Source organism: Acetobacterium malicum subsp. dehalogenans DSM 11527 (genome assembly GCF_000472665.1).
In the GTDB taxonomy this organism is placed as follows: Bacteria; Bacillota; Clostridia; order Eubacteriales; family Eubacteriaceae; genus Acetobacterium; species Acetobacterium malicum.
Genome location: NZ_AXAC01000005.1, coordinates 1 through 12,379, shown reverse-complemented (window position 1 = coordinate 12,379; position 12,379 = coordinate 1). Strand labels below are relative to the sequence as shown.

Sequence of the window (12,379 nt, the reverse complement as noted above, 5' to 3'; positions counted from 1 at the left end):
GTCAGTCGAGACAGTCCCGACATTTTGTTGACAGCACTGACGGCACTGACAGGAAAAACAGAAGAAAAAAGATGGGATAGTCCCCATCAGAAAGGAGGGAACCATCATGCCATATTTTGTGGGAGGAATCATCACCAGTATTGTTGCCTGTGTCATTGTTGAAGTCTATGTTAAGAATACTAAAACCGTATAAGCAGCCAAATTAAGAATGGATCAGTCACTGATTCAGGAAAGGAGCTAATCATGTTTGCATTATTAGGAACCGTCGGAACCGTTACCGCCATTGAAATGTTCACCAGTGGATTCATGCTGGGACTAACCGCCTACGCAGCCACCAAGGAAACACAGAAAAAGAAATAAAGAATCAATTAAAGCTCTAATCTCTTCCCAGGGATTAGGGCTATTATTTTGCCAAAAATTCAATCTGATTTCAGGAAGGAAATAACGATGTCAAAAGATACAGCATCCAAGCGTGTGAATATTGTTTCATTAAGAATGGTCAAAGAAGGGAGTTTTCTCTACGAGGTAAGACGAATAAGCTCACCCACAGAAGCAGCCGGACTGGGACGAAAGTTTCTGGAAGAAACCGACCGGGAGCAGGTCATTGTCTGTTGTCTGGATACCAAGAATCAGCCCGTCTCAATGAACATTGTCAGTATTGGTACCATCAACAGCAGCCTTGTGCACCCCAGAGAGGTATTTAAAACAGCAATTCTTTCCAATGCTGCCAATATTATTCTTTTTCACAATCATCCCTCAGGAGACCCCTCTCCATCTCAGGAGGATATTTCCATCACCAAACGAATTCAGGAAGCGGGTACCTTGTTGGGAATTGAACTATTGGATCATCTCATCATTGGTTCCGAAGACCGGTTCTGCAGCATGAAGGAACGGGGTGATTTAAAGTAGTATCGTATCGCTGTTGGTCAAATCATTAATTCTAAAAACTATTGGAGGTTTTATTATGCAAGTTATTCTATATATTCCAATCCTTATTCTCAGTATCGTTTCAGCATTCTTTATTTTCGGGAAATTAAAGCTGTTCTTTTTTGGATCAAACATGCTTGATCTGGGACTGGGAATCATTGGTGCCTGGTTCCTGATCTTCTTCATTTGTGTAACCATCTGGGCTACGATCTTTGTGTATCTGGGAATCCCGATTCTAATCATTGGTGGGATTCTTTGTGCGATCTATTTTGTCCGCAGTAAGAAAAAGAGTCGTTTAGATGCTGACCAAAATAACGAAGAAACAATGGCAGAGCCCAGCGATGATCAAGAAACTTCTGGATCAGTGGAGGAATAATCGATTAAAAAACGGAAGAAAGTAAGACTTTGTCAAAACAGTATTTTTGCCCTGGCCACTCTGAGGAGGATGGCTGGGGTATTTTTTTTCGTTGATTCCCCAATATTTTTGTTCCTAAATTCCCGACAGTCGTGGCAGTCTCGACAGAAAATCTGACGGCAGGGACGGGACTGTCGGCAAATACGGAAGAATATTTCTTAAATATGGCTTAATAGCAAGCAAAGAAATGAAAACTGAGAAAAAATAATAAGAAAAGCGGAAGAAGCTGTTGGGAAGGAGCTGTTTGCCTAAAAATAGTTTTTCTAAAAAAATGTCCAAAAGTGACTGATCGAATGAAAAATTGGGATTGATAATTAAGTTTATTTGGGGTATCCTATGAATCCAATAAAGGTTAGATTTCAAAAAAACTTGGAGGTATTAAAATGGCGATACATGATGTGGATTATATATTTAGAAACAGTAGACAAGCAAAGCAGGATATTTTCAAGCGAACATTTTATCTTTTTAATCATGAAGCTTATCTTGATCCAGAAAATGAGGATGAAATAGCGGTAGATAATCAAAATGATTATGATAACCTTGAAGAAGAATATCAACGTTATTGTAAGCTGTGTGATAAAAACTTAGGCGAAGTTTTAAAAATAATAAAATCGCCGCTGATAATATATACTAAAACAAGAATGCATAAAGAAATACCAATTCTGATCTCAGCTATGTTCTTTTCAATAATGACGCTTGTTAAGGATGAGAATGTCACACCTAAAGAATTAGAAAAGATCCTGACCTGTCCAATCGATGACAGAAGCAGTTACAATTTTAACGAGAATTTATTTTTGCAAGGGATAACAGAGAGCCTGGAAATAATGTTTGGTTGTTCAGAATATAATGGGAAATTCAGCCGGTACGATCACCTGATGAAAATCAGCAATGGTAATGGAAGTACCAGAAAAAAGACCAGGGAAAAATATACAGTCTGTCGGAGTATACCCGGCATTTTAAATGACTCAAATGTAGGTTTAGTCGAACTAAGTACTGTAGAAATAAAAAAGACTATCAGAAATTTTGAAAAACTATATAATAGTTGGATTACCAAACAGTACAACAATAAAAGAGCAGCAAAGAAAAAGGTGCTAGAAGTAGAAAATAAACTTGCAATGGCCAAAATCAGTAACTTTACTAAAATTAGTGTTCTAAAAGAGATCAGGAGTTTAATTTTTGAGGCCTATGGTTTAAATTCAAATAGAGAAAATGAACTGGAATATATATTTCCACTTGATTTTATAGAAGGCAGTCTAGGTAAGTACAATCAATTCACTGACTTAGATGAACTTAGGTCTTCTTATGCTATTATTTTAAATGGGTCACACGTTCCCTCAAATATCTTGGACTTAATAAATGAGCAAGACAAGAATGAAAAGGAAAGAATCAGAATGTTAAAACGAAATATAGAACAATTGAGCTTTTTAAAAAAGAATAAGAATGAAGATTCAATTGAACAAAGTGACAAGATAGCAATATACAAAGAAATTAATGATAAAATCTGCTCTCAGTATGGGAAGATACTAAAGAAGCGTCAAGAGATGCTTGAGACTCGGATTAACGGTGTTTTAAGTCGAAATATGATAATCATCCCTCGTAATGAAAATCCCAATGATCAATTAGCATCATAGATAGTTTGATAATATCAAGCAAATAATAATTCCTAAATAAATGCCATTTTTTAGAGAAATCTCAGAATAATTTTGAGATTTCTTTTTTAATTTTTGTCGATGAAATGACGTTAAAAGTAGCAATATTCGATTGAGAGAAATCAAGAAACCCCTCTAATATCTAGTTTTTAAATTAACACACAAGCGAAAATTGAAACGAAAGAAATTAAATGCGTGGATATAAATTTTTTCTGGTTGCTATAATTAACAAGTCGATGACCTACGTAGATTACTTGTTATAAATAATTGAGTAGGAAATCAAAATATTATTTTTGGAGGTATGTAATGAAATTACAGGATATATTGAACCAGCGGGCATTGGTGCGGCCGATTGAGAGACAAAAAAATGTGAGTGACGGATCGTATTTTGGCAAAATAACGCAAGCAGAGCTTTTGGAACGGGAGTCAGCGTTTTCTGAAGATGGTAAACAGATCGTATTGAATGTACGAACGGAAGTAATTGACAACAACGGAGACTGCGTTGAACTTTATTATTCCGTCAATTATACCTGGAGTAATAAGGGTAGGATGGTCAAGTTTCTAGAAAAACTAGAACTACTTCCCGCTCCAGGTGAAACCCTCGAACTGGACACACTGGTAGGCTTGTCAGTCCAGGTCATCATTGAAAATGTGATAAAAGAAAATGTGACGTATTCGAATATTGTGAGCATGAAGCGAAGAGACGTAAAACAGCACTCTGAACAGTCGATTCAACAACCAGAGCGGTCATTGCCAGATATGCTCCAGTCAAAACAACAATTCGACATTGAAGAGCACTTGGACATAAATTAAGCGAACCGAAACAACTAGTACTCACACCCGATGGATCAGTTTAAAAAACAGTCCATCGGGAATATTAAAAGATTTTTAGAATAAGAAGGAGAATTAAAATGCCAACAATAAATAATAACTTAGAAGGTTTAAGTTCGGCCAAGATTATCAGTGCGCTGGAGAAATTCAAACGAAAAGAAGATCTGAATGAGATCAGAATTCTGAATACGAAAGAAGGTGTTGTATCCGGCTACTTCGACGATCTGGAACAGATGGTCACAAAAGCGACCCTCTACGATGGTAAACACAATATTTTCATGACGTTGAATCCGGTAAAGCCGGAATTGATCGATCGCAGTCCAAACACGTTGACTGCTCACGCCAAACAGACAACTACCGATAACGAGATTGCAGAGATTCAATATATTCTTATCGATGTGGATCCCAGCCGTCCGACGGGGGTGTCTGCTACTAACCAGGAAAAAGAAGAAGCGCTAAAACTTGCGACTGAGATTGAAGCATATCTGGAAAAAATCGGAATACCAGAAGCAATTGTTGCCGATTCGGGTAATGGCTATCATCTGATTCTTAAGGTGGATGTTGAGAATACTCCGGAAAATGTAGCAATAATAAAGAAATTTCTGGAAGCTCTGCACTTCAGATTTTCGACTAACACTGCCGAAGTCGATCGCACCACCTACAATCCGGCCAGAATCACCAAACTCTATGGCACCATGGCTTGTAAGGGCGAAAATACCGAAGAACGTCCGCATCGGCGTTCGGAACTTTTGCATGTGCCAGAGCAGATTCAGCCAGCAACAATCGAACAGATCAAAGCAGTGGCAGATACTTTGCCCGAAGTGTGTCAAAATATTCCAAAAGCAAATGGTAGCAAATGGAATATTCCGGAACTGATCGAAAAGCACAATTTAAATCTGGCTTTTGAGAAAAAACTAGGTGGCAAGCATACCATCTATGTTCTAGGTACCTGTCCCTGGAACTCAGAGCATACTAACAATTCGGCCCATATCATTCAGTTTGACAATGGTGCAGTAGCTGCCGGGTGCCATCATGATAGCTGTTCTCATGAAGACTGGTCAACGCTAAAAGAAAAATTGGGTATTAAAAATGAAAAAGAAAAACGTGAAAAGCAGTCCAGTGTGATCTTGGAATTGGTTGTGGACTGTCAGTTTTTTCATGATAAAGATGAAATAGCCTATGCCAAGGTTCCGGTTGATGGTCATTCCGAAATCATGATGGTTCGAAGCAAGAAATTCAGACAATTCCTCTTAAAACGCTACTATCTGAAGAAACATTCGGCACCGGGTAAGGATGGAATGAACGAAACCCTTGATATTGTAGAAATGAAGGCTCTGTTTGAAGGGGTTGAACAGGCTATTGACAAACGGGTTGCGATGACAGCAGCCAAGGAAATCTACTACGATCTGGCTGATGCTGAGCATCGTATGGTTAAAATTTCAGCAGCTGGCTGTGCCATAGTTCAAGAAGCACCCGTGTATTTTGTCCGCAGCAAGAACATGAAAGCACAGGTTCTGCCGGATTTTAATGCAAATCCTGAAGAATTACTGCCCCTGATCAAGAAACATATTCGCATTAAGGATGAAGCTGATTTGATTCTTTTTGTTGTCAATCTGGTGACCTGCTTTATTCAAAGCATTCCACATACGATTCTGGTATTCTTCGGGGAAAAAGGAGCCAGTAAGTCAACAACGATGCAAATGGTCAAAAGAATCGTTGATCCAGCGATGATGGATCTTTTGTCAATGCCGACTTCCAAAGAAGATCTGGCGATTGTGCTGAATAATCACTACATGCCATCCTTTGACAATCTTGAAACCTTGTCAGCAGAGAAAAGTAACATGCTATGCATGGCTGCAACCGGTGGTGCCTTTTCCAAGCGTACCCGTTATACCGATTCAGATGAAACCATTCATGAATTTAAAAAATGCATACAGCTAAATGGTGTCAACATCGTCGCTACCAAGTCAGATTTGCTGGATCGTTCCATTACCCTGGAACTCGAGCGAATCAAGAAAAAAGATCGTTTGACAGAAGAAGAAATCTGGCAGAAGTTTGAAGAAGATCTGCCCCGGATTCTGGGTGCTATATTTAATGCTCTTGCTGCAGCAATTCCACTTCATGGGACTGAAAAACTGGATGAAGTGGGACGAATGGTAGACTTCACCTACTGGGGCTATGCCATTGCCGAAGTTTTGGGTGTCACTGGAGACGTTTTTTTAAAGGCATATCTGGATAATCAGGGCAAAGCCAACGAAGAAGCCCTTTCCTCCAATCCCACTGCTTCAGCCATCATCGCGATGATGCGCTACCAGACAAGCTGGACAAGCAGTGTTTCAGGCCTGCTTAAAGAGCTTGAGCAGGTTGCAGCGGACGAACACATTAACATTCGTCAGAAAATCTGGCCAGCTGATGCCAGCTCACTCAGCAAACGGCTGAAAGAAGTGAAAAGTAACCTTGAAGAAGTCGGGATCAATTATGATATTCGACATGGTGGTGACTACAAAAAAATCACCATTGAGAATAATCGGGCAATGGAGATCGTCGAAACCCGTCCTAAAACATCAGCAATCAATCCGAAGCGTTTAGGTTCAAGGGCTTTGTTGGAATACGACAAGCCTACAGAGGAAATAGATATCAATGAACTCCTCGGCGAAATCGGCTAATCTCAAAAAAATTGTCCCTAGAATGCCGTCAGTCGAGTCAGTCCTGTCAGAAAAATGTCGGGATGGACAGCACTGACGGCAAATACGGGGCAAAAAAAGATGGGAATGGACATGTAGACAAAGAAGTGATCATCTCACCCAAAAATAGCAGCAAAAATCGCTGGAAAATATTCCCCCTATATTAATAGGAATATAATTGACCAAATACAGAAAATAATCATCACAATCAGACGAACTGAATGCCCATTCCAGATATATATTATTATTGTAATAGAAAAGCAAGCAAACAAAAATTAGGAGGAAAACTAGATGCTACTTAAAAAAGCTACCGAAGAATTTAATCACTATCTGCAATCCAAAGAACGATCAAAAGAAACATCACGAGGCTATTCCATTGTGCTGACCGATTTTTTACGCTACCTGGAAAAAGAATTAAATGGTCAGGTGTACCTCGATGAAATCACCGTGGATCATATGGAAGGCTATCTGGATTACCGCAAACAACAGGGTGATCAGCCGGTGAGTCGAAACCGAGCCCTCTACATCTTCCGGTCATTCTTTAGTTATCTGATCAAACGGGATCTGGTGGAAAAGAATCTTAGCTTGAAACTGGAACCCATTCAGACACAAAAAAAGGAACGCACCTATCTGCTGCCAGATGAAGTGGAAATACTCATTGACGCCATCGATCATCCATTAGTGAAAGTGGCGGCCATCACCATGGCCAATACCGGACTGCGAGTCAGTGAACTGTGCAATCTAACCCTGGATGATGTGGATCTTAAAACCCAGATGATCAAAGTCCATCAGGGCAAAGGCAACAAAGATCGCACCGTTCCCATCAATTCTAAATTGCTGGCAGTATTGACAAAGTACCTGAAAGAGCAGCGTTCTTTGGTCAAATCCAATCAATTCTTTGCCACGACCAAAACCGGGAAGCTCTCGAGGCAGACCATCAATCATGAGCTAAACGAAGCCACCACCCGACTCAATTGGACAAAACACGTCACTGCCCATATTTTAAGACACAGCTTTGCCTCTACCCTGGTGCGAAACAATGCTTCATTGCCAGCGGTTCAGTCATTGCTTGGCCACAGTGATCTGCGTGTCACCAGTCGTTACATTCATCAGGATCTGGGACAATTGCAGGCTGCCGTCAATTTAATCTAAGCTTAAAAAGGAAAGGAATTAAAGATGAAAAATCAGGAACCACAAACAGTGACCTATGATGAGCGAGTCAATACGACATTGGCCGGTCTGATGGAAGGAAAAACACGGGAAGTATTAGCTGAAGGCTTTGGGCTGGGAGGCTGGAAGTCTTTGGACATTTATATGCGAAGAAAAGGCTTCGTGTGGGATGGATCAAACAATACCTACATTCCAGCTACTAACAAAGCTGACACGATTCTGGAAGAACTAAACAGCAATACCCCTGTCAAAGCCGATATGATCATCCGGCGATTTGAGGAAATGGGTACGGATAGTGAGCCAAGATCCATTGCCAGAGAATTCGGATTCAATGATCACCGGGAGTTGGCCGAGTATATGGAAAGTAAGCAACTCTTCTGGGATTCTAACAAGAATAATTATGGTGTGATGTTTGGGGATGCCTCTGTTGATTCAGTAGCAGAAACGGTTGATTTGGAGAACAAAACTTTTCAGCCAATGGTCAAACAGCAATCAAAAACAGGAACACTCAATGACGATTCATTAATGGAACTGGAAGCCTATCTGCCTCTACTTGACATACTGCTTCAGAACAAAGACCGATTGATCACCCTACTGATGCCCCAATCTGATGGCATGATTCCACGGTATACCCTTCCGGGAAAATTCAATACGCAAAGTATCTATATGTCGGATATGTTGATTCGTCTGCTCAAGGAATACTGCGAAAGCAAAAATCTCAAACAACGGGATGTGGTTGATGTCGCTTTGATTGAATTCTTCAGACGCTATGGTTATCAGCGGGAGGTGGACAAGCTGCTGCAGAAGAAATAGCTTAAAGAATCAATCTGGAGAGGGATCAGAAGAAATGGATGGGACGAAGTCAATGGGGGAGTGCTCCCGGAAATCATCTCAAGTCATTCCCCAAACTTCTTCCCTATTTGTCGACAATGGTGTCACTCCTGACAATCTCAAGAAAAATGGTCAGCAATGACGGGAGTGACGGCAATTAGAAAAGAAAAAAGATGGGTGGATAGCTGAAAACGAGCAAAACCCAAATGAATATGACTATCATAGCCAAGCCCTATCCATCACTTGAAATGAAAGGGGGTGATGCCTATCAAAGGGATCAATTTTAATAGCATTTTAAAGGGGAATCGGTTATAATGATGTCAATATCTAAGAAGGTGAACGAATGAAAGAGACTAAGAAAAAAGCACAGAATCCTCATGACAAGTTTTTCAAGGATACGTTCTCGAATCCGTTAGTGGCCAGAGATTTCATCGAGAACTACTTGCCAGAATCAATTTTAAAAATGGTTGATCTGAGTGAACTGGAAATTCAGAATGGTAGCCACGTTGATGCAGAACTCAGTGAGTTATTCTCAGATATGTTGTTCAGGACAAAAATTAATCAGCGGGACGGATATCTTTATTTTCTGTTTGAACACAAGAGTTACCCTGACAGAATGGTGGCATTGCAGTTGCTGACGTATATGGTTCGCATCTGGAACCGGAACGTAAATAAGAAACTTGATACCCATATTCCGATGATTATCCCAATGGTGGTTTGCCATGGGGAAACGAAATGGAAAATCAGCCCCATGTTCAGTGATCTGATTCTGGATTTTGATACGTTTCCAGAAGAAATCAAACAAGTGATCCCCAACTACCGCTACCAGCTCTATGATTTATCCCAGTTTTCGGATGAAGATATCAAGGGAAAGGCAGAACTGATGATTGCACTGTCAGTTGCCAGAGATATTTTCAAAAAAAGCGGTGAGGAATTTCTGGAAACGATTTTTAAAGCGGCTAGTGCTTTAGCCGAGCTGGATGAAAAGAAAACGGGTCTTCAGTATTTTGAAACCTGTATGCGCTATATTTTGACATCTGGTCCAAAGCTTACAAAGGAGCAATTGACTATTGTTATTAATCAATTGGCAGTAACCTACAAGGAAGGAAGTGAAGTAACCATGACATTAGCGGAAGTTTTAATCGAAGAAGGTATTGAAAAAGGTATTGAAGAAGGTGAAATCAAAACATTAATCAAAATGGCAATCAAATTATTGACTCAAAAATTCGGCGTCATGCCTGCTGATTATTCTGAAGCGATCACTAAATTGGATTCAACGAATTTAGAGATGTTAATTGAGGGAATTAAAGGCTTTGAAAATTTAGAAGATGTCAAAAAGTTTTTAGACCTCTGATCCTTGCAGGATTTAAATTAGAGTGATCGGAAATGCGGACGGAGTGTCATCAATCGCTGAGAAATGCAGTATCTCCAAGAAATATGTTTTCTAATTGCCGTCACTCCCGTCTCTGCCGACAGCCATTTGTCGGGAGAGACACGACGGTCGGGATTGTTGGAAGAAAAAAGCTGGGGATGTTGGAAATCTGGACAACATCCTCAGAATTGTCAACAACATCACCTCAAAATCATGAAACCATTGGAAACACTCAGTTTTTAGAAAAGCAAATGGAATTCGTACCTATTGAAATTCTATTAATTGTTTTTCTATTTTTTTTATATTCACAGGAAAGCACCTATATTAATTATATTTAGAACATCTATTGTGCGTTTTTTAAATCTCCGAAAGTATTGATTTCAGTGGGTTTCAGAGCGGTCAGATGGAGCCTGAACCATCTCCTTTTTTTGCTATTAACGCTACAACAGTAGAAGTAACATTTGAAGAAGAATTAGCAAGCGTTGATAAAAGCGAATTTGCTATTGAAGGTTTAACTGTTGCAAACGCAGCTGTTAAACAAACAAACAAAAAAGTAGTTGTTCTGACAACCAGCGCACAAGTTGGTGGAACAGAATACAAACTTGTTTATCAGGGAGTAGACACTGGCTTAACCTTCACCGGTATTTCAGCAGTTATCCCAACAACCATCGCTTTAGAATCAAACTCTATTCAATCTAAAGTCGGTTCTGAAGTAACATTAAAAGCAAACATTGGCCAGGCAACAGCAGGCGTAGCAGTAACATTTAATGTTGATGCTCCAGCTGGTAGCTTAAACAATGATGTGATCGCAGAAGCATACACTGATGCAGCTGGTATCGCAACATACTCTTACACTCAATATGCTGCAGGAACTGATGCAGTAGCAGTTTACCCAACAGGCGCACCTACTACTCGTGCAACTGCTAATGTATTCTGGGGAGTATCAGACATCTTAACAGTAACTGAAAGTGCAACCGGTGCTGCCGTTAATGGTACAACCCGTACTTACACAGTAAAACTGGTTAACCCAGCAAACAGCGTAGCTCTTCAGGGTGCAGTTGTTAATGTGACACTTCTTGAAAACATTGGAGCTAATGGTACTACTGCAGTTGTCGCAGATCCTACAACAGGTCTTGCAGCTGTAACACCATTCCAGTCAGCTACAAATGAACGTGCTTTCACTGTTACAACAAATGCTAACGGTCAAGCAACATTCACACTGACAGGTTCAAACACAACAGCTTCACCAATCGTTTTTGTTGATTCAAACCAAGCAGCACTTGCTACAGCAGGTATTGCAGGTAATAACAACAACCGTATTGAAGCATGAGTATTCCGACGATTTAGAGCCACAGGGGATGCGGACGTTTTTTTGGACCTAAACGATCAATCCCAGACTCCTTCGATAATCTAACGGACTCATTCCACCAAGCGAAATCTTTATCCGCTTTTCAGCATACCAAATAATATATTTATCCAACACCTCAATGAACTGATTGATTGAAACATCTGACCATGAATAGCCATAAAACATCTCATTTTTCAAACGACCGAAGAAACCTTCACAAGCAGAGTTATCTGGGGAACAACCTTTCCTCGACATAGATCGTTTTAGTCCGTTTCCTTCAATTCGTTCTATCCATCCCGGCCATCGATAATGGCAACCCCGATCAGAATGGACTATTGGCTTTTCATTAGTTTCAAGAATAGATATGGCTTCGTCAAGCATGGTATTTACAAGGTTTGCATCTGGTGTGGTTCCAATTGTCCAGCTTACAGGTAGTCCATCAAAACAATCTATTATTGGGGACAGATATATCTTTCCAGCCGGGATACGAAACTCGGTTATATCTGTAAGCCATTTAGTGTTTGGTTTATCTGTATGGAAGTTCCTTTCAATAACGTTAGCAACTTCAGGGCTTATTTCACCTCTATACGAATTATATTTTTTGTTTTGAACAGGATTTGCTATAAGTTGTTCTTCTTTCATTATTTTACGAACAACCTTTTCTGAAACTATGATACCCGATGTTTTTATTACCGAATGAATTCGTCGATAACCATAACGACCTTTTGCTTCATTAAAAACATTTTTAACATATGAACGTAAACCCTCGTATTTGTCATGGTTCATTGAATTAATCTGATAACAATAACTACTTTTGGCCATGTTCAAGATGTCAAGAAGATACTTTAGAATGTATCTATCTCGTAGGGCATTAATAATTATGGCCTTTTCGCGATTTGTTAGCGATGAAAGATTAATGCCCTGATCTTTTTTTATTACTTTTGCGGCTTCTTGTAGAATATCTTTTTCAAGTTTTAATCGGCGTATGTCTTTTTCAAGATCTTTTACTTGCTTTTCCAAAGAAGCTTTATCCTGTAACAAGTCTTTTGCTGAGACTTTGACATCTGCGACTTTGTTGCTCTTGGAGTTTACCGATTTCTTTGACATCGTTATTTTATTCTCCTTACCGAGCAGCTTGTCTTTCCAATGATA

10 protein-coding genes are annotated in these 12,379 nt (G+C 39.8%); 9 read left to right on the top strand and 1 reads right to left on the bottom strand.

Translation table 11 applies throughout. The annotated features are described in order from the left end of the window. Positions 1 to 447 precede the first annotated feature (447 nt). From A3KS_RS0102060 to A3KS_RS0102015, 9 genes are all read left to right on the top strand, one after another. Positions 448 to 909, top strand: coding sequence for a JAB domain-containing protein (locus tag A3KS_RS0102060; protein ID WP_026393485.1), 462 nt, complete (start codon positions 448 to 450; stop codon positions 907 to 909). A gap of 55 nt (positions 910 to 964) precedes the next feature. Next, positions 965 to 1,303: a hypothetical protein gene (locus tag A3KS_RS0102055; RefSeq protein WP_026393484.1), complete on the top strand. Its 339-nt coding sequence runs from the start codon at positions 965 to 967 to the stop codon at positions 1,301 to 1,303. A gap of 422 nt (positions 1,304 to 1,725) precedes the next feature. Further along, positions 1,726 to 2,973, top strand: coding sequence for a hypothetical protein (locus A3KS_RS0102050; RefSeq protein WP_026393483.1), 1,248 nt, complete (start codon positions 1,726 to 1,728; stop codon positions 2,971 to 2,973). A 324-nt stretch (positions 2,974 to 3,297) separates the two neighbouring features. Continuing rightward, entirely contained in the window at positions 3,298 to 3,804 is a 507-nt protein-coding gene (locus A3KS_RS0102045; RefSeq protein ID WP_026393482.1) for a hypothetical protein, read from the top strand. A 98-nt stretch (positions 3,805 to 3,902) separates the two neighbouring features. Next, complete coding sequence (locus tag A3KS_RS0102040; protein ID WP_051355598.1) at positions 3,903 to 6,488, top strand: hypothetical protein; 2,586 nt, start codon at positions 3,903 to 3,905, stop codon at positions 6,486 to 6,488. A 309-nt stretch (positions 6,489 to 6,797) separates the two neighbouring features. After that, positions 6,798 to 7,658 (top strand): tyrosine-type recombinase/integrase, encoded by an 861-nt coding sequence (locus A3KS_RS0102035; RefSeq protein WP_026393480.1) that lies wholly within the window; start codon positions 6,798 to 6,800, stop codon positions 7,656 to 7,658. A gap of 24 nt (positions 7,659 to 7,682) precedes the next feature. Then, positions 7,683 to 8,489, top strand: coding sequence for a hypothetical protein (locus A3KS_RS0102030; protein WP_026393479.1), 807 nt, complete (start codon positions 7,683 to 7,685; stop codon positions 8,487 to 8,489). A 361-nt stretch (positions 8,490 to 8,850) separates the two neighbouring features. Further along, positions 8,851 to 9,861: an Rpn family recombination-promoting nuclease/putative transposase gene (locus A3KS_RS0102025; RefSeq protein ID WP_026393478.1), complete on the top strand. Its 1,011-nt coding sequence runs from the start codon at positions 8,851 to 8,853 to the stop codon at positions 9,859 to 9,861. 421 nt (positions 9,862 to 10,282) lie between these two features. Then, the gene (locus A3KS_RS0102015) at positions 10,283 to 11,209 is read left to right on the top strand and encodes a hypothetical protein (RefSeq protein ID WP_026393476.1); all 927 of its coding nucleotides are present in this window, start codon (positions 10,283 to 10,285) and stop codon (positions 11,207 to 11,209) included. 48 nt (positions 11,210 to 11,257) lie between these two features. Here the strand turns inward: A3KS_RS0102015 and A3KS_RS0102010 are convergent. Further along, positions 11,258 to 12,379, bottom strand: a 1,122-nt coding sequence (locus A3KS_RS0102010; RefSeq protein ID WP_026393475.1) for an IS3 family transposase, incomplete at its 5' end; no start/stop codon positions are given.